Source organism: Pseudoalteromonas maricaloris (assembly GCF_024746855.1).
Classification (GTDB): domain Bacteria; phylum Pseudomonadota; class Gammaproteobacteria; order Enterobacterales; family Alteromonadaceae; genus Pseudoalteromonas; species Pseudoalteromonas maricaloris.
Genome location: NZ_CP024625.1, coordinates 1,322,766 through 1,342,393, shown reverse-complemented (window position 1 = coordinate 1,342,393; position 19,628 = coordinate 1,322,766). Strand labels below are relative to the sequence as shown.

The window sequence follows — 19,628 nt, the reverse complement described above, 5'->3', positions numbered from 1 at the left end:
GCTGCTCCTATTTTTATCGTTTTGTGCGCCAGAAATCCTTCTGCCCTTGCTGTTCACGTTTACCAAATGGCATCGCAAACGGAGCGAATTCCTTCATCACTCGACGATAGACATCACGCTTAAACGATACAACTTGACGTACTGGATACCAATAGCTGACCCAGCGCCAATCATCAAACTCAGGGTGATGCGTACGTAATAAGTCTACGTCTTCATCTTTACACCTAAGTTTCAATAAAAACCATTTCTGCTTTTGCCCGATACAAACTGGGCTTGAATCTCGTCTAATTAACCTTTTTGGTAGTTTGTAACGTAACCAATGTTTAGAACTTGCTACTATTTCAACATCTTCTGGCCTAAGTCCAACTTCTTCATGAAGTTCACGATACATCGTTTGCTCAGGTGTTTCCCCTTGATCTATTCCGCCTTGAGGAAATTGCCAAGAGTGTTGTCCGTAACGACGGGCCCAAAAAACCTGCCCCTGATTATTACAAATCACTATTCCGACATTGGCACGAAACCCTTCGGCATCAATCACCTTAGTGCCTCATTTATAAGTCGATTTTTAATGATTGTTCCACAACTCCCGCGTCACGGCAAATTTAATTCCATTCTATACCTAAATTATCTCAGCATACTCTCAACTTACCCACAACTTGTGCATAACTAAGTATTTTTCAGTTCAAATTACGAACAAATCCACAATTACACACTTCAAACCCTAGGTTTTCCACATATTCTGTGGATAATTATGTTTATAGTCTTGTATTTATCCAAAGCCATAAGATTTTCAAGCCACTCTGACTGTAGCAAAATAAAAATAACTTCATATTTATCATATAGATAATAAAGTTATTACTTTAACCATATGTTGAAATAACAAGCCGCACTTAAGTTGAGCGTAAAATAACCAACTTACTTCACCACATGATTTCTTTTATAATCGTGTTTTTAGGGGATAGACTCAGGAGTATCGCTTGCCACCAGTTACACCACCACGCTCTGTGGGCGAACTTATGCAACGTGTTGAAAACATAGCCGGCTTAACATTGGGTGAACTCGCTCAGCAGCTCTCGTTTAAAACACCACAAGACTTGCTCAAAGAAAAAGGCTGGGTAGGACAACTCATAGAAGCAGCCTTAGGTGCTACCGCGGGCTCAAAGCCTGTGCCTGATTTTGAGCATATTGGCGTTGAACTCAAGACTTTACCAATAAGCTATCAAGGCAAACCGCTAGAAACCACCTATGTTTCTGTCGTGCCGCTGACTCAGTTAACAGGATTAACGTGGGAAGCGTCGAGTGTTAAAAAGAAATTAGCTCACGTTCTTTGGCTACCCATATTAGCCGAACGAGAAATTCCTTTAATAGATAGGGTTATTGGACACGGCTTCTTATGGCGGCCAGACGCGCATCAAGAACAGTTGTTACGAAGAGACTGGGAAGAGCAAATCGAGTTAATCGCTACGGGTCACGTAGACCAAATCTCAGGGCATCTTGGAGAAGTCATGCAGATAAGGCCAAAGGCGGCAAATGCCAAAGCGCTCACCGACGCCATAGGGCCGAACGGTAAAATAGTGCAAACTTTGCCAAGAGGTTTTTATTTGAAAATCAATTTCACTCAATCGATATTAGCGCAAGAGTTTGGTGCTTAAAAACACCTGTTGACTTTTTGTACAAAAAGTACAAATGTAAAACAACCAACATCTTGTATAGATTTGGTTAACATTTATATTTTTTATAGAAGGAGACGACAATGAAATTAAAGTTCAACAAAAAATCGATTAAAGAACTTAGTGTGAACAAAACACTTGCTACTAAGATGACGCCGGCTGTTGCTGGAGGTAATGGTCCTGCAACGATGGATGATGCTTGTAATTCACTTCGAGTCTGTTGGACATTTAGAAATGGCCAAGCAAATTGTGAGATTTGGGGTGATGACCGCTAGCAATAAAAAACGCCAGTAGCTAAACTGGCGTTTTTACAATACATCAAGTAATGCTAATTACTGACCTTTGATTTCACTACGGCCTTTGTATACTGCTTTTTCACCTAGCGCTTCTTCAATACGTAGCAATTGGTTGTACTTAGCTACACGATCCGAACGGCAAAGTGAACCTGTCTTAATTTGACCTGCAGCTGTCGCCACTGCTAAATCAGCAATGGTAGCGTCTTCGGTCTCACCAGAGCGGTGTGAAATAACGGCAGTAAAGCCAGCATCTTGCGCCATTTTGATGGCATCAAGCGTTTCAGACAGTGAACCAATCTGGTTGAATTTAATCAAGATTGAGTTACCAATGCTTTCTTCAATACCACGCTTTAAGATCTTAGTGTTAGTAACAAAAAGATCATCACCCACTAGCTGAACTTTATCGCCAATTTTATCTGTTAGGACTTTCCAGCCAGCCCAGTCACTTTCGTCTAGACCATCTTCGATTGATACAATTGGGTAACGTGCTGCAAGATCGGCCAAGAAGCCTGCAAAACCTTCCGAGTCGAATGTTTTACCTTCCCCCTTTAGGTCATACTTGCCATCGACATAAAACTCAGACGCTGCACAGTCAAGTGCTAGTGTTACGTCTTTGTTCATTTCGTAGCCAGCTGCTGCAACCGCTTCAACAATCACTTCTAGCGCTTCTTCATTTGATTTAAGGTCTGGAGCAAAACCACCTTCATCACCAACCGCCGTATTTAGGCCACGGGACTTAAGTACATTTTTCAGGCTATGGAAGATTTCAGCACCCATACGTAGTGCTTCACGGAAGCTCTTTGCGCCAACAGGCTGAACCATAAACTCTTGAATATCAACGTTGTTATCCGCGTGCTCACCACCATTGATAATGTTCATCATCGGAACTGGCATTGAGTACTGACCTGCTGTACCGTTGATGTCTGCGATATGCTCGTATAGCGCCACGCCTTTGTCTTGTGCAGCTGCTTTTGCTGTTGCTAGAGATACCGCAAGGATGGCATTCGCACCTAGTTTTTCTTTGTTTTCAGTGCCGTCTAAGTCCAACATGATTTGGTCGATTGCACGTTGCTCTAGCGCGTTTTGACCTTCAAGTGCTGCCGCGATTTCGTTATTTACGTAGTTTACCGCTGTTAATACACCTTTACCTAAGTAACGAGACTTATCACCATCACGTAGCTCTAGTGCTTCACGGGTACCCGTAGATGCACCTGATGGCGCACATGCACGGCCCCATGCACCTGACTCTAGGTGTACGTCCGCTTCTACTGTTGGGTTACCGCGTGAGTCCATAACTTCACGGCCAATCACTCTAACGATTTTTGACATCTTGATTCCTCTTATTCCCAAAGTGGTGTGTGTTGCACTGCTTCTGTCGCAGGCGAATTCAGGGTCAATAAACCCGCTTTAAAGTTTGCCTTATCTCTGTTGCTTCGCAAAGTGAAGAATTTACACGTATCACATTGACGCGCCGGCAGATAAGAAAAAGTTTGGCGATAAACACTACTCTTAGCGCCTATTGCAAAACCTTCTGCAACAAAAAAGCCGTGCAAGAGCACGGCTTTTTCTTATTACGAAGATGCTTTTTGGTGGCTGTATGCCGCCGCAACAAAGCCTTCAAATAACGGGTGACCATCACGAGGCGTTGACGTGAACTCAGGGTGGAACTGAGCCGCGATAAACCAAGGGTGATCTTTATTCTCGATAATCTCAACTAGTTTCTTGTCTTCTGACAGACCAGTAAATTGCAGACCCGCTTTTTCAAGCTCAGCAACATAGTTGTTGTTTACTTCGTAGCGGTGACGGTGACGCTCAACGATTTCGGCATTACCGTATACTTCACGCACCTTAGAGCCCTCTTTTAAGTGGCAAAGCTGCGCGCCAAGACGCATAGTGCCACCAAGATCAGAGTCGTGGTCACGTACTTCAATCTTACCGTCTGCATCTAACCACTCAGTGATCAGACCAACTACTGGGTGTGGGCTTTCAAGATCAAATTCAGTTGAGTTAGCACCAGTCAGACCTGCAACGTTACGCGCATACTCGATTAACGCAACTTGCATCCCTAAACAAATGCCTAGGTATGGTACTTTGTTTTCACGTGCATATTTTGCAGCTAAAATCTTACCTTCAACGCCACGGTTACCAAAGCCACCTGGTACTAAGATAGCATCAAGGTGTTCAAGTAACTCAGTGCCTTTGCTCTCGATATCTTGAGAGTCAACATACTCAATATTCACCGTTAAACGGTTTTTCAAGCCAGCATGCTTCAATGCTTCGTTAACTGATTTATATGCGTCCGGTAATTCGATGTATTTACCAACCATACCAATTGTCACTTCACCAGTAGGATTTGACTCTTGATAAAGTACCTGTTCCCACTCAGATAAGTCCGCTTCTGGACGTTCAAGGTAGAAACGACGACAAATGATGTTATCAAGCTCTTGCGACTTCAATAACGCAGGGATCTTATAAATACTGTCTACGTCTTGTAGCGAGATAACTGCTTTTTCTTCAACGTTAGTGAATAGTGCAATCTTCGCGCGCTCGTTCGCTGGTAGTTTACGATCTGAACGACATATCAAAATATCAGGTTGAATACCGATTGAACGAAGCTCTTTCACAGAGTGCTGAGTTGGCTTAGTTTTCACTTCACCCGCAGGGCCTAAGAAAGGCACTAGCGTCAAATGCATAAACAAAGCGCTCTCACGACCAAGCTCTGTGCCTAGCTGACGAATTGCTTCTAGGAAAGGTTGTGACTCGATATCACCAACCGTACCACCGATCTCTACGATAGCAACATCATGGCCTTCCGCGCCTTCAAGCACGCGACGCTTGATGTCGTTTGTGATGTGAGGAATAACCTGAATAGTGGCACCTAAGTACTCACCTCTACGCTCTTTGCGCAACACGTCTTCAAATACACGGCCCTGTGTAAAGTTGTTACGCTTGGTCATTTTAGTGCGAATAAAACGCTCGTAGTGACCAAGATCAAGGTCGGTTTCCGCGCCGTCTTCGGTTACGAATACTTCACCGTGTTGGATAGGGCTCATGGTCCCAGGGTCAACATTGATGTAAGGATCCAGCTTTAGAATCGTTACTTTCAAGCCACGTGCTTCTAAAATAGCGGCTAAAGAAGCAGCTGCAATACCTTTACCCAAGGAGGATACTACTCCGCCCGTTACGAAGATAAATTTTGTACTCATGCGAACCCTAGAAATTTCAGGAAAATTGGAATTTAAATAAGAATCAAGACGGGGCGATAGTATAGCAAAAGCACCTAAGTCATTCCAGCTAAAAATGACTTAGCGCGGTAATATATTTTATCAGGAGGTCGTTTTAAGTAACGAACAAACCGTAAAATCAGTCTCAGTTTTTACTGCGCTGACGACGTTTCACTGTCTCCCAAGCATCATCCATCTCCTCCAAGCTCGCATCTTTAAGTGATAGTGAGGACTCATTCAAAACGGCTTCGACTTGCACAAAGCGATTTCTAAATTTCTCGTTGGCTTGACGTAGCAGCTGCTCCGGATCTCGTTTTATATGTCGGCTCACATTTACAGTTGCAAACAACAAGTCGCCCACCTCTTCCGCCGTATGTTCAGAGAGTGGATCAACTTGCAGCGCCTCGCTCACCTCTGCGACTTCCTCTTGTACTTTATCCCACGCGCCGTGGTAACTTGGCCAGTCAAATCCAAGTTTGGCTGCTTGCTTTTGAATTTTGTAGGCTTTTGATAATGCAGGCAAGCTGCTTGGAATATCTGCCGCGAACGCCCCTTGTTTTTGTGCCTGTTTTTCTTGCTGTTTAATGGCGTGCCATTGCTGTTCAAGCTCTGCTTCGCTTAAGCTTTCCTGATTTTGAAATACATGAGGGTGACGTCTCACTAATTTGTCATTGAGGGTTTGCACTATGTCAGCAAAATCAAACAGCCCCTGCTCTTTTCCAAGCTGAGCATAAAAAATCACTTGGAACAGCAAGTCCCCCAACTCTTCTTTTAAGTGAGCAAAGTCGCCTTGCTCGATAGCATCGGCAACTTCATGTGCTTCTTCTAACGTGTGAGGGACAATGGTTTTAAAGGTTTGCTTTTTATCCCAGTCGCATCCAGTGCTTGGGTCGCGCAGCTGCAACATAATCTCTAGCAGCTGCTCTATCCCCGTTGCTGTAGAAGGCTTAGAGTCGTTTGGCATCAAAAACACCTTCGATTTGCATCAATTTAGTCAGCAGGCGATGCATAGCAGAAAGGTCATCCACCTCTACCTTCATCATAAATACTGCTACGTTTTTATCGTCTTGTGTTTGTACGTTCATATTGAGCACGTTGACTTTTTCATTGGCAAGCACAGAGCTAATGTCTCGGATCAGCCCTTGGCGGTCGTGCGCTTCAATTTTTAATGTAATGGCATACGACGCTTTAACATCATCTGACCAACTGACCGCAATCTCACGCTCTGGATGTACATCCGTAATATGAGCAAACGACTCACAATCAGAGCGATGCACAGCAATACCTCGCCCTTGCGTGATGTAACCCACAATTTCATCGCCCGGTACCGGCTCACAGCATTTCGCCATATGACTCATCAAGCTGCCAACCCCATCAACGACCACGGCGTTTTTGTCGCCTTTAGTGTGTTTTGGCGAGGAGATTTTTAACTTAGGTGTATCCTCAGGTTTATCTTGAACGTAGTTCAGAAATTGGTTGATACGAATATCACCGGCACCAATCGCCACCATTAAATCGTCGAGCTCTTTAAAGTTAAAGCGGTCAATCGCAGGTTCTAAATCTTTATAGGTAATATCTAGTTTTTGCAGATGACCATCTAAAATTTCCTTACCCGCTTGAAGATTTTTGTCTCTATCTTGCTGCTTAAACCAGTGATGGATCTTACTACGCGCTCTTGAAGAATGAATATATCCCAGCGACGGGTTTAACCAATCTCGACTTGGTGAAGCATTTTTCTGGGTAAGAATTTCTACCTGATCGCCTGTGCGCAATGTGTAAGTGAAAGGCACTATTTTACCAAACACTTTTGCACCAATGCAGCGATGTCCAACATTGGAATGAATGTAGTATGCGAAGTCGAGTGGCGTCGAGCCTAGCGGCAAATCAAAGATATCGCCCTTGGGCGTGAATACATAAACACGGTCTTCGACAACCTGATTCTTCAGCTCATCTGCTATTTCACTGCCATCTACCACTTCTTCTTGCCACTGCAACAGTTTGCGTAGCCAGCTAATTTTTTGCTCGTATCCTGAGTTTCTGCCCGGCAATGCACCTTCTTTGTACATCCAATGTGCCGCCACCCCAAGTTCTGCATCTCGATGCATGGCCTCAGTACGGATTTGGATTTCTACCGTTTTGCCCTCAGGACCAAATACCACGGTGTGGATAGACTGATAGCCGTTTTGCTTAGGCGTAGCAATATAGTCGTCAAACTCTTTGTTTAAATGCCGCCAGCTGGTGTGCACAATACCCAAAGCGGCGTAGCAATCTTGAATTTCATCTACCACCACACGCATCGCGCGAATGTCGAACAACTGTTCGAATTCATAGCTTTTCTGCGCCATTTTTTTATAAATGCTGTAAATATGCTTAGGGCGACCGTAGACCTGCGCTTTAATGCCTGCATCCGCAAGTTTTTGTGCCACCGAATTAACCATATTTTCCATATAAGCTTCGCGGTCTAGGCGTTTATCAGAAAGCTTCTTGGCAATAGACTTATACGTATCCGGATGCAAATAACGGAAAGAGAGATCTTCAAGTTCCCATTTTAATTGGCCAATCCCCAAACGGTTCGCAAGTGGCGCAAAAATATTGGCTGCGGCTTTTGCAGCAACAACTCTTTCTTCTTCCGATGCTTTCTTAACCGCACGTAAATGGCAGATTTGCTCAGCAAGCTTAATCACCACGGCACGCACATCTTCCACCATAGCGAGTAACATACGGCGGATGTTGTCGACTTGTACCTTACCCGAGCTTTGGTGTGCTAAAGTGCTGATGGTGTCCATATTCTCCACCCCTCTTAAAAGCAGAGAGATATTTTTGCCAAGCGCTTCCTCTACTTGCTCAAGGGACAACTTTCCAGCAACAAAATAAGGAGTTAAAAACGCAGTTGCTAAAGATTCGCTATCAAAATTTAAGTCTGCAAGGATCTCGACCATTTCGATGGCATTATTGAGATGTTCCGTTGACTCATCCGCGGGACAAAGTTCATAGGCCTTTTGCAGCCAGTCCCTTTGATCCTCTGACAAGTTTAAGATAGTGAGTCGCGCATCAAACTCTAGTGGCAAAGTGGTTTGATGCGACTGCCGAGTAGCAACCATGTTTTGATACCTCCTTAAAATTACTTACCCGCCTCATTTTCGGGTAAATTATCTAGCCTAATGCTCGGGCAATAACGGCCTCAAAGCTCAGGTTATTTACACTGTTTTTTAAACAGCGCCATGGTTTCGATATGTCCCGTGTGGACAAACATATTCATTAAGCCAAGCTTCTCTAATTCAAAGCCTGCCTGTGCTATTACCAAAGCATCGCGCGCCAGTGTCACAGGATCACATGACACGTATAAAATACGGGTAAACTGCGTCAACGGTAATTGCTGTAGAACCTCAAGTGCACCAGGCCTTGACGGGTCAAGTACCAACACATCCAGATTTGCGTCGAACCAAGCAGCTTCTGTAATCGACTGAGTTAGATCAAAACAGTGAAACTGAACATTACTGATTTGATTAGTTTGCGCATTTTGCTGAGCCATTGCAACCGATTGCGCTTCACCTTCTACGCCAATCACATTTTTTGCTTGTTTTGCGAGCACCAAAGAGAAATTTCCCACCCCACAGAAAAGGTCGAGCACACTTTCATCGTTACTCAGCTGTAGCCAGTCTGTGGCTTGGCGCAGCATTGCTTCGTTTACAGATTGATTTACTTGAATAAAGTTGTTCAATTTAAACTCAAGTGTTAAGCCAAATTCATTAAGGTGATAGAATGGCAACTGAGAGTACACAACTGGCGTCTCGCCATCGTCAAACAGGACCTGACAATTTTTCAGCTCGTTTTGTAACGTTTCGCGAGTCAAAGCGGACAGTGGCTTTGTATGACGACACAACACATAATTATGATTGTCGGCCTGACAAAGCTGAATATGACTGATCAACCTAAACTCACTTAGCGACTGTGCAAGCGCACTTAACGTGTTAACAATACGATCAAAAGGCGACACCAATATATCACACTGCGCTATTTCGATAATCTGCTTCGACTGACTTGCTCTAAAGCCTAACTTCATGCTTTTGCTTTGTTTATCATAAATACATGCCAAACGAGCTGCACGACGATAATGAAGCTGCATAGAGGTGATCGGTGCTTGCCAAGGTAAGTGTTTAATGTTGGCAAAACGCGCAAAAAGTTTTTCAACTGCATGTTGCTTTTCATTGAGCTGACCATCAACACTTTGATGCTGCAAGCTACAGCCACCACACTGCTGGTAATGCGGGCAAAACGGCTTAACACGCTCTTTAGAGGCATTAAGTACTTTGGTCATCTTCGCTTCCAAGAGTTTAGACTTGGCCTGTACAACCTGTGCTCTCACTCGCTCACCAGTCAAGGCACCAGCCACAAAACAGACTTTACCTTCATGGCGAGCAACACCTCGCCCCTGATGATCCATTGACTCTATGGTTAATTCTATTTGCTTTGACGGCTTAGCAGCTTTCTTAGCACGAAAAATCTGTGCCATTGGGTTCCTCATTTGTTTGCTTATCACGTCGGTAAAAGATAATCTTAGTTACAGATTTCTCTGCACTTTTTTGACCCTATGACAAAATTAAACCTGCGTGACAGTATTTTACTACTCACTCTTTTGCCAACCCTTTTGGTTGGCTTGCTACTTGGTGGTTATTTTACTATAAATCGCTACGTAGAGCTTGAGGAAATTCTGATAAGTCAGGGAAATCGCATTGCAGATTCTCTGGCCATGTCAGTAGAATACCCAATAGAAAAACAAGATAAAGCGCATTTACACCGCATTTTAAGCCAAGCACACAATAAACACGCACCACTGGTAAAAAGTATCGCGCTGTTTGATAACCAAAATCAGCTTATTCTTACCAGTAATTATCATAGTGAATTCGACAAATTACATTATTTTGGTGAAGTGCAAAAGCTACAAACCACCGAAGTTACTACACTAAAAAATACCTTTGTGTTTTATTCACCAGTTAAAAACCATTTAGCCAAAAAAACCGATTGGCATAGTGCTGAACCAGCTACGCTCGCGGTTTTAGTTGTAGAGATCAGTAAAGACCAAGCGTTGATATCGCAGCAGCGCGCGCTAATCTTGAGTGCTATTGTTATTATTTTCTCCTTTTTACTTAGTGTTATGTTGGCCATGCGATTATCACGTATGCTGACCAAGCCGATTGCCAGTTTGATTTTAGCTACAGACAAACTCAACGAAGGTAAACAAGACATCGCTATCAATGAGCCGATGCGGGGTGAGTTTGAGCTGTTGCGCCAAGGCTTGATAGTGATTGGCAGAAAGATGGCCAATCAAAAAGACGAAATGCAAAAGCACATTGATCAGGCAACTAGTGATTATCGCGAAACCCTAGAGCAGTATGAAACGCAGAATATTCAGCTCAATATTGCCAAAAAAGAAGCACAAGACGCTAACCGCGTAAAATCGGATTTCTTGGCTAAGATGAGTCACGAACTCAGAACGCCGCTCAACGGGGTCATTGGCTTTACTCGTCAACTTTATAAAACACCATTAAATAAACACCAAAAAGATTATTTAGATACCATAGAGCTATCCGCAAATAGCCTGCTTACCATCATTAGTGACATCTTAGATTTCTCAAAACTAGAAGCCGGTGCTATGGAGCTGGAGAATATCCAGTTTGAATTACGCGACGCCGTTAATGAGGTCATGACCTTATTAGCGCCAAGTGCCCACGACAAACAGCTAGAGTTTTCGATTTCTGTTAATCGCCAGGTGCCGGATAACTTAATTGGCGACCCAACGCGATTTAAACAGGTATTGACCAATCTAATTAGTAATGCCATCAAGTTCACGGAGAAAGGCTCAGTCAAAGTGGATATTAACCATCGCTTGATGGATGAATCTCAATCCTCGTTGTTAGTGTCTGTCAGCGATACTGGGGTCGGTATTGCGCAGGATAAGCAAGACGCGCTATTTACACCGTTTGCTCAAGCCGATACCAGTATCACCCGTAAATTTGGCGGCACCGGCCTAGGTCTTATCATCACAAAGCACATTGTTGAGGCGATGAATGGCCGTATCACTCTGAACTCGGCACCTGGAAATGGTACCTGTTTCTCATTTAATGCCGTCTTTGCCCTGCCAAACCGTCTCTACAACGATGACTTACCAAGTAAGCCGCTGGAAAATAAGCGCGTGCTTTACTTTGAACCGCAAGAGCATACTCATCATGCTGTTATGGCTCAGCTACAAGCATGGGACATGCAAGTAACACGCTGCCTCACCGAAGAAGAGTTTGATACAGCCTTGGCGCAGGATTTTAATTACGATATCTGTCTAATCGGCTCTATGGCAAGCGTCGATCAAATGCAGACGGTTAAGAGTTACATCAAGCAAGCTCGCGGCTCCGCAGACTACTTATATTTGATGGTTAATACCGTGTCTCATAATATGCGTGAGGCGCTTATTGGCAGTGGTGCTGACGCTTGTTTAAGCAAACCGCTTAATCACAGAAAACTCTGCGAAATGCTTGCAGCACCTTATCGTTTAGACCACCCAGACATGGGTGCCAATGAAATCGAAGCTACCAGTTTACCACTTAAAGTGCTCGTTGCAGACGATAACGATGCTAACTTGAAGTTGATCTGTACTTTGTTAGATGAGCAGGTAGAGGCAATAGATACCGCACATAATGGCGCTCAAGCAGTCAGTTTATGTAAATCAAGGAAATACGACCTGATATTTATGGATATTCAAATGCCCATAATGGATGGTATAAGCGCCTGTAGAAGCATAAGAGATTCGTCCTTAAATGAGGATACTCCTATCATCGCCGTCACCGCACATGCACTTGCTGGCGAAAAAGAGCAACTGCTTAAAGATGGCTTTAGTAACTATATGACTAAACCCATAGATGAAGATATGCTCAAGCAAATTATTTGCGACCATAGCGCATCTTCACCAGTCGCGAGACAAAAAAATATCGAGAGTCATCAGCACAGCGTGCCGCCATTTAATAGCCAAATGTTAGATTGGGGATTAGCATTACAGCGAGCGGGTAATAAACCTGATTTAGCATTGGAGATGCTCAACATGCTGCTTTCTAGCGTGCCCGAAACGTTGCAGCAGTTGGAGTCTGCACAAGACGCAGAGGATCTCCCTACGCTGCTCAAAGTAGTGCATAAGTTTCACGGGGCATGTTGTTACACAGGCGTACCAACCCTGAAGAAATTGGCCGAAACCATCGAGACGGGATTAAAACAAGAAAAACCACTCAGTGATATCGAGCCTGAGCTATTTGAGCTGGTTGATGGACTCACTTTATTGCTTTCTGATTCCGAGCCCGCACAATCCAGCTGATCTTTATGTTCACACTCTTCTATTCGCTACTTTCTATGCTAACAACCATGGAAATAGCGAATAGATAGGAAATGTGACACATAGCTCCTAACACACCAGACAACGCTTCCCGACAATTTATTACACTTTCTAACAGCACTTTCCCAAGTCTTGTAACAAACTTCTTACATTCTAAATTCTCGCAATCTTTAACTTACGAAAGGAATTCTGTATGTATCTCATCAAGTCAGCTCTTACGTCTGCTGCCATCTTCACTCTCGCTTTTGCTTCTTGTAGCCACGCCATTGAAACGTCATCTGACGAATGGCAAGTTCGTCTTGGAGGAGGAGCAGCCGCTGCAGATTTGCCATGGAAAGGCATTGAAAGTGAGCTGATCTCAATTCCCATTATCGATATCCAAAAAGGAAACTGGTTTATCAACAAAGACAGCTTAATTGGCTATCGCTTTCCTATTACCGAAGATTTATCTGTCTACTCCGGATTGGGCTATCGTCAAGACGGCTATGACGGTGTGTTCCGAGATGCTAAATCCGAGGACGAGGTTTTTGAAGGGTATGACGCACCGGATGGCGATGTTACCGTTAACTATGGCGTCACCTATCTGTGGTTTACGCTCGCTGGTCACAGTGATATTTCCGATAATTCCGATTCAACCACGGCTACTTTTTCGGTATCAATCCCACTGTACAACGATGGTCGAGGATTTAAAATCTCAGCAGTAGGTAACGTAGAATGGCAGCAATCTGATTACGTCAATTATATTTACGGGGTGAGCGGGAAAAACATCGATATAAGCCGTGGTCGAGTGGGCTATTTAACTGCTGATGACGCCGTGAACTATTCGGCAGGGTTTACCGCACATTATCAGTTAAAAACACAACTCAGTTTAGTTGGTGGAATAACACGAACTAAGCTCGATGATGTTATTGCCAATAGTCCTTTGCTAGACAGAGACACCAGTGACCTCGCTTATGTTGGCCTAGTCTATCAATTTTAGGCTGTTGCCCGGGTTAAAATTAAATAAAAAACCCAAGTTAAACTTGGGTTTTTTTATCTTAATGCTTATGCACATCATCAAATAGTTTAATCGCTTTCGGCGCTTTCCGCTTCTTGATTATGTAGCTCAAGGCTTGCAGACATCGCAGCTTCACGATTAGACTTTGCCGAATCATTGCGCAGTTCATCAATGTGATTGAGGTAGTTTTGATCAACATCACCTGTGATGTATTGACCATCAAATACCGAAGTCTCAAAGCGAGCGATCTCCGGGTTTTCTTGACCAACGGCTGCAATCAAATCGCTTAGGGATTGGTAGATCAAACCGTCCGAGCCAATACTCGCATTGATATCTTCCACTTCACGACCATGAGCGATTAGCTCTGATGCAGAAGGCATATCGATGCCATATACGTTCGGGAATCTTACCTCTGGTGCTGCTGATGCAAAGTACACGTTCTTCGCACCCGCTTCACGCGCCATCTCAACGATTTGCGCTGATGTAGTGCCTCGCACAATCGAATCATCGACAAGTAGCACGTTCTTACCAGCAAACTCTCTGTCAATTGCATTAAGTTTACGACGTACAGACTTCTTACGCAGCTCTTGGCCAGGCATAATGAAAGTACGGCCAATGTAGCGGTTCTTAACAAACCCTTGGCGATAAGGAAGTCCTAGCACGGAAGCAATTTCAAGTGCGATATCACATGATGTTTCAGGGATTGGGATAACCACGTCGATATCTTTATCGCCCCACTCAGTTGCGATTTTCTCACCGAGCTTGGTACCCATATTCACGCGAGTCGCATAAACAGACATTTTATCAATGTTTGAATCTGGACGAGCAAAATATACAAACTCGAAGATACAAGGTGCAAGCGTCGTTTTAGCAGCGCAGATCTGAGAGAAAAACTCACCTTTTTCGGTTACGTAAATAGCTTCACCTGGTGCAACATCTCGCACAAACTCAAAGCCATCCGTTGCCAATGCAACACTCTCTGAAGCGAACATGTATTCCATGCCACGCTCAGTTTCTTTCTTACCGAAAACAAGCGGACGAATACCGTGAGGGTCTCTAAATGCCAAAATACCATGGCCGATGATCATCGCGATACTCGCGTAACCACCAGAAACAATAGACACAACCTCAGTTACTGCCGTAAACATATCTTCCGCGTCTAATTTCATCTTGTCTGTTTTGCCAAGCTCGTGAGCTAGGATATTCAGCAGGATCTCTGAATCAGACGTAGTATTAACGTGCCGACGCGCTTGAGTAAACAAACGCTCCTTTAATTTTTCTGCATTGGTTAAGTTGCCATTGTGCGCAAGGGCAATACCAAATGGAGAGTTTACGTAGAAAGGTTGAGCTTCTGCTGAACTTGAAGAACCAGCAGTAGGATAACGTACATGACCAAGACCAATGTTGCCCTGTAGGCGTTTCATGTGTCTTGTATGAAATACGTCTTTCACTAGACCGTTTGCTTTTCGTAAGCTAAACGTATTGTTGTCAATGGTAATAATGCCAGCCGCATCTTGGCCGCGGTGTTGCAAAACAGTTAAGCCGTCATAAATCGCCTGATTAACAGGAGATGTTCCGACTATCCCAACGATACCACACATTAAAAATTTCCTCGCCGATTAACGGTTTACTGAATCTAAAAAGCTCGAGTTATGTTCAAGATAGGAGAAAAACCACTCTATCACAAAGCCAAATTCAGGAATTAAGTTTGATGTTTTCCACCACTGCGTGTCTGGTGCACTGGTAAACGCATCAAGGAAAAAGAGTAAGGCGCTAACGACCAACACACCTCGAAGTCCACCGAATACAATCCCAAAGATCCTATCGGTGCCTGAGAGCCCAGTTCTTTGAACCAGTTCACTCAAGACATAATTAACAAGCCCGCCTAACATCAAGGTCGCAAAAAAGAGTATGGCTATTGCGGCTGCATTTCTTAAAAGGGGTTCTGAAATGAATGTTAGGAAGGTTGCGAGATATTGGTAAAAAATACTAGAGATGAAAAAAGCGCCGATCCATACGACAAGTGACATCGCTTCTTTGACAAAGCCTCGAAGCAAGCCAAAGATAGTCGATAAACCAACAATACCAAGAATGGCGTAATCAACCCAGATCATAGTAACCAATAAGTCGTTAATGTGGGGCGCATTCTAAAAGGTTTGGCATCTAAATGCCAGATCATTTTGTCACTTCAAATTGTGTCAAACGACCATTTAACTTAGTTAATTTCTTTAATTCTGGTAACTTAGCTTCAAGTTCAGCTTTATTTAAAGCTGGTCCGACAAACACTTTTGTCAGTGTACCATTGGGCGTTTTAACGGGTTTAGTAAAGGTTTTAAAGCCATTATCTGCAAGCTTCTTCGTCAATGCATCGACGTTCGACTTATGTGAAAAGCTACCAAGCTGAATGACATAGGCCATTTTTGAAAAGTTAGCAGTCTCAGGACGCGTTAATTTCGCCACCTCAACTTTGTCGGTCGTTGCGACGGGTTTCGCCTCAACGTGTGTAGGTGACGTATCTGATTGCTGCGTATTGGCTAGCGTTGTCTCTTCTGTGCCTTCTAGCTTAGCATCATCGGCGTCAATATCTTCCAGCGGCTCAGAGGGCAACTCAGGCGCAAGCTTGGCTTGCGCATCCACTTTTTCTTGCAGATCAATTGTTTTGAACTCAGGTCTTTCAGGGATCGCTTGAAATCCTTCCTTGTAGTGGACCTTTTCACCATCAAGGATATTTGGAATAAAGATCACCGCAGCTACGACGACGATACTTGTTCCAACAAGGCGATTTATAAATACTGAGTTCACAACTTTACTCTCTACTTTACATTAAATCATCTATAACTATTTTCGCCAGTACTCCATTGCCTCAGCAACGGTAAAGAACGAACCAAATATCACTAGTACCTGCTCGCTCGCAAGTGTATCGAGCTGAGTATCAAGTGCTGCTGTAACGCTATCGAATAAGGTGACATTGCAACTTGAGTCAAGCAATGGCTTAAGGTTTTCCGCACGCTCTCCACGAGGTCCAGAAAGCGAAGCGAAGCTCCAGCTATCTACATATTGGGTGACTTCTTTCAGCACACTGGCTTTGTCTTTATCCGCAAGCATAGCGACTAAGGCATGAATTTTAAACCCTTTTTGCTTGAGTTCTTGTAACTTAGTTGCCAAATATCTTGCAGACTCTGGATTATGAGCAACATCTGTATACACTAACGGCGTGGCATTGAGTTGCTGAAAGCGACCCTCTACTTGCAAATTTGCCAAACAAGTCTTCACGGCATCATAGCTAGGTAGCAACTCAAGTTTAGCTAATACCGTTAACGCTGTCGCAGCATTTTGTGCTGGAATGGCTGGTTTGTCGAAGTGCCAATCAAAATCAAGATATTGCCATCTAAACTGAGAATCTAGCGGGGTAAAATAAAAATCGCGCTTTGATAACACCATATCTGCCGCAATTTCGTTGCCATAGTCTGTAACCGTATGTGGAATATTTAAATCACCAACGATTGCAGGCTTACCACTGCGGAAAATGCCAGCTTTGTCATAGCCTACCAGTTCTCTAGTATCACCCAGATACTCTTTATGATCTAAGTCGACAGTCGTGATAACAGAGGCAAATGGCGAGACTATATTCGTCGCATCAAATCGCCCGCCTAAACCAACTTCAAGCAAAATATAATCAACCTTACAGCGCTTGAAAATACTGAGCGCACCAAGCGTACCAAACTCGAAGTAAGTTAGCTGAGTGTCTTTGCGGGTGTCGTCGAGGAATTTAAATGCATCGATATGATACTGATCTTCAAGCTCTGCCCCATTCACTCGGACACGCTCATTGTAGCGTACTAAGTGTGGTGAAGCGTAGGTACCAACCGAAAACCCTTGTGCGAGCAACAACGATTCCAAGCACCTGGCTGTTGTGCCTTTACCATTGGTTCCACCAATTAGAATTATTTTACTGAAAGGCTCAAGTAATCCGGCTTGCTCGGCAACTTGCGCTACACGCTCAAGTCCCATTTCAATGGTGGCTGGATGAATTGCTTCTAAATAACAAAGCCAATCATCAAGGCTTGATGATTGGCTAGGCTGTTTAACCGTCATAAGTTGAGTAGCTCAATTTGAAAAATTTACGCTACTCTATGCTCTTGTTCAGTGGAAGGCAAGTCCATAAACTTCGCCAAAATACGCGCTAACGTATCGCGCATTTCACGACGGTCGACGATCATGTCAATCGCACCGTGCTCTAATAAGAACTCACTGCGCTGGAAACCATCAGGTAGAGTTTCACGTACAGTTTGTTCGATAACACGTGGACCCGCAAAACCGATAAGTGCTTTTGGCTCTGCCACATTGATATCACCAAGCATCGCCAATGATGCAGAAACACCACCCATTGTTGGATCGGTCAATACAGAGATAAATGGCAAGCCTTTGTCACTCATTTTTGCCAATGCAGCACTTGTTTTCGCCATTTGCATCAATGACATAAGTGCTTCTTGCATACGTGCACCACCAGATGCAGAGAAACAGATTAATGGCATGTTATGTTCTAAACAAACGTTAACTGCATCAACAAATCTCGCACCAACAACTGACGCCATTGAACCACCCATAAAGGAGAATTCAAAAGCAACAGCAGCAACAGGAATACCCTTTACGCGACCTTTCATTGCAACTAAAGCGTCTTTCTCACCGCTTGCTTTTTGCGCTTGAACGATACGATCCGAGTACTTTTTAGAGTCTTTAAACTTTAATACGTCTTGTGGCTCATGCTCTGTGCCAAGCTCTTGACGATCTGCATCATCTAAGAAACTTTCAAGACGTTTACGTGCCGTAATACGCATGTGATGATCACACTTAGGACATACGTTTAAGGACTTTTCTAATTCCGCTTTGTATAGGATTGAATCACAATCTGTACACTTTGCCCAAACCCCTTCTGGGATCTCTTTTTTACCAGAAGATTTAGTGGTTTTAGGTAAGATCTTTTCTAACCAACTCATTTGCAACTCTCTATCGTGCTTTATTCTGTTCCGTCAGCAAAGACAGACATCTTTTCCCAATTAAATCATGATTTAGCTATAGGTGATATAAAAAACTGGTCTTAAGAGTATAAGGTACTACATAAATATGACCGTTACACTAATTCCTCAGGCAAGAATAAAGGCCCAAGCGGCATCTTTTCTATTTGCCATTGTTCAGGGTAGTCCACATCAACTAAATACAATCCGTTAGGTTTTGCCGTAGCACTTGCTAAGGTGCGGTCTTTGGCAACAAGCAGTTCCGCCATCCACTCAGGCTCTTGCTTGCCAACACCAATATCAAGTAAACAACCTGTAATATTGCGCACCATATGATGCAAAAACGCGTTTGCTTTAATATCAATGACAATATATTTGCCAATGCGTTTCACCTCTAAGTGATGGATATTACGAAACGGTGTATTAGACTGACAATGCACCGCCCTGAAAGAAGTGAAATCTTGCTCCCCTATCATCACAGGGCATGCAGCTTTCATTCTTTCAACATCAAGCTCGTGGTGAAAATGCGTTACGCCACTGCGTAAAATGCCCGGTCTGTAGGTGTGATTATAAATAACGTAGCGGTATCGACGAGCTGTCGCAGAAAAACGAGCATGAAACTCAGGGTCGACTTCTTTAGCAAATCGTACCGCAATGTCGTCGGGAAGCTGAGAGTTCATTCCTAATGTAAAAGCGCTCATATCGCGAGCAGAATCCGTGTCAAAATGCACGAGTTGACCCGTAGCATGAACCCCCGCATCAGTGCGCCCTGCGCAAGTTATCTCAACGGGATGATTACAGATATTCGATAGCGCTTTTTCTATTTCTTCTTGGACACTGCTGACATGATTTTGCCTCTGCCAACCACTATAATTTGCACCATTATATTCAATGCCTAACGCTACTCGCATACTTTTTCTATCGCAACCCATAACAAAAACGACATTTTATGCGATTGGCGATGTGAATTAAAGCGCTTAAGCTAAGAAGTAGATGATGATACCGGCCAAACAAGGCAATTACTTTGTTTGGCCGGTATCGTTGATGTGAG

16 protein-coding genes are annotated in these 19,628 nt (G+C 43.7%); 4 read left to right on the top strand and 12 right to left on the bottom strand.

All coding sequences use genetic code 11. From position 1 onward, the window contains the following. Positions 1-13 precede the first annotated feature (13 nt). Positions 14-538 carry an RNA pyrophosphohydrolase gene (gene rppH / locus CTT31_RS05650; RefSeq protein ID WP_010369331.1) on the bottom strand — a complete coding sequence of 175 codons (525 nt, stop codon included), beginning with the start codon at positions 536-538 and terminating at the stop codon, positions 14-16. Between the two features lie 439 nt (positions 539-977). Here rppH and mutH point away from each other — a divergent pair, with 439 nt between their 5' ends. Both mutH and CTT31_RS05640 read left to right on the top strand, forming a co-directional pair. Continuing rightward, on the top strand, positions 978-1,652 hold the full coding sequence (mutH, locus tag CTT31_RS05645) for a DNA mismatch repair endonuclease MutH (RefSeq protein WP_045989510.1): 675 nt from the start codon (positions 978-980) through the stop codon (positions 1,650-1,652). Between the two features lie 101 nt (positions 1,653-1,753). After that, positions 1,754-1,945 carry a hypothetical protein gene (locus CTT31_RS05640; RefSeq protein WP_211859521.1) on the top strand — a complete coding sequence of 64 codons (192 nt, stop codon included), beginning with the start codon at positions 1,754-1,756 and terminating at the stop codon, positions 1,943-1,945. Positions 1,946-2,002: 57 nt separating this feature from the next. Here CTT31_RS05640 and eno read toward each other — a convergent pair whose 3' ends face one another. From eno to rlmD, 5 genes are all read right to left on the bottom strand, one after another. Beyond that, positions 2,003-3,295, bottom strand: a complete 1,293-nt coding sequence (eno, locus tag CTT31_RS05635) for a phosphopyruvate hydratase (protein ID WP_010606280.1) — start codon at positions 3,293-3,295, stop codon at positions 2,003-2,005. A 242-nt stretch (positions 3,296-3,537) separates the two neighbouring features. Next, a complete protein-coding gene (locus CTT31_RS05630) occupies positions 3,538-5,172 on the bottom strand; it encodes a CTP synthase (RefSeq protein WP_010369341.1) in 1,635 nt (544 codons plus the stop codon). Between the two features lie 163 nt (positions 5,173-5,335). After that, positions 5,336-6,154 carry a nucleoside triphosphate pyrophosphohydrolase gene (gene mazG / locus CTT31_RS05625; protein WP_260492169.1) on the bottom strand — a complete coding sequence of 273 codons (819 nt, stop codon included), beginning with the start codon at positions 6,152-6,154 and terminating at the stop codon, positions 5,336-5,338. Next, a complete protein-coding gene (relA, locus tag CTT31_RS05620; protein ID WP_260492168.1) occupies positions 6,138-8,291 on the bottom strand; it encodes a GTP diphosphokinase in 2,154 nt (717 codons plus the stop codon). The genes mazG and relA overlap by 17 nt, the downstream gene beginning before the upstream one ends. 92 nt (positions 8,292-8,383) lie before the next feature. Beyond that, positions 8,384-9,703, bottom strand: a complete 1,320-nt coding sequence (gene rlmD / locus CTT31_RS05615) for a 23S rRNA (uracil(1939)-C(5))-methyltransferase RlmD (protein WP_211859519.1) — start codon at positions 9,701-9,703, stop codon at positions 8,384-8,386. A gap of 78 nt (positions 9,704-9,781) precedes the next feature. Between rlmD and barA the strand changes: the two genes are divergently transcribed. Beyond that, positions 9,782-12,547 carry a two-component sensor histidine kinase BarA gene (barA, locus tag CTT31_RS05610; RefSeq protein WP_260492167.1) on the top strand — a complete coding sequence of 922 codons (2,766 nt, stop codon included), beginning with the start codon at positions 9,782-9,784 and terminating at the stop codon, positions 12,545-12,547. Between the two features lie 211 nt (positions 12,548-12,758). Continuing rightward, the gene (locus tag CTT31_RS05605) at positions 12,759-13,544 is read left to right on the top strand and encodes a MipA/OmpV family protein (RefSeq protein WP_130126609.1); all 786 of its coding nucleotides are present in this window, start codon (positions 12,759-12,761) and stop codon (positions 13,542-13,544) included. A gap of 86 nt (positions 13,545-13,630) precedes the next feature. Here the strand turns inward: CTT31_RS05605 and purF are convergent, their stop codons facing one another. From purF to truA, 6 genes are all read right to left on the bottom strand, one after another. Then, entirely contained in the window at positions 13,631-15,163 is a 1,533-nt protein-coding gene (gene purF, locus CTT31_RS05600; RefSeq protein WP_010369357.1) for an amidophosphoribosyltransferase, read from the bottom strand. Between the two features lie 18 nt (positions 15,164-15,181). After that, positions 15,182-15,676 carry a CvpA family protein gene (locus CTT31_RS05595; RefSeq protein WP_010369359.1) on the bottom strand — a complete coding sequence of 165 codons (495 nt, stop codon included), beginning with the start codon at positions 15,674-15,676 and terminating at the stop codon, positions 15,182-15,184. A 61-nt stretch (positions 15,677-15,737) separates the two neighbouring features. Next, a complete protein-coding gene (locus CTT31_RS05590) occupies positions 15,738-16,364 on the bottom strand; it encodes an SPOR domain-containing protein (RefSeq protein ID WP_039492635.1) in 627 nt (208 codons plus the stop codon). A 36-nt stretch (positions 16,365-16,400) separates the two neighbouring features. Next, a complete protein-coding gene (folC, locus tag CTT31_RS05585) occupies positions 16,401-17,657 on the bottom strand; it encodes a bifunctional tetrahydrofolate synthase/dihydrofolate synthase (RefSeq protein WP_260492166.1) in 1,257 nt (418 codons plus the stop codon). Positions 17,658-17,683: 26 nt separating this feature from the next. Next, positions 17,684-18,559: an acetyl-CoA carboxylase, carboxyltransferase subunit beta gene (gene accD, locus CTT31_RS05580; RefSeq protein WP_017218111.1), complete on the bottom strand. Its 876-nt coding sequence runs from the start codon at positions 18,557-18,559 to the stop codon at positions 17,684-17,686. Positions 18,560-18,693: 134 nt separating this feature from the next. Next, complete coding sequence (truA, locus tag CTT31_RS05575) at positions 18,694-19,488, bottom strand: tRNA pseudouridine(38-40) synthase TruA (protein WP_017218112.1); 795 nt, start codon at positions 19,486-19,488, stop codon at positions 18,694-18,696. Positions 19,489-19,628 lie beyond the last annotated feature (140 nt).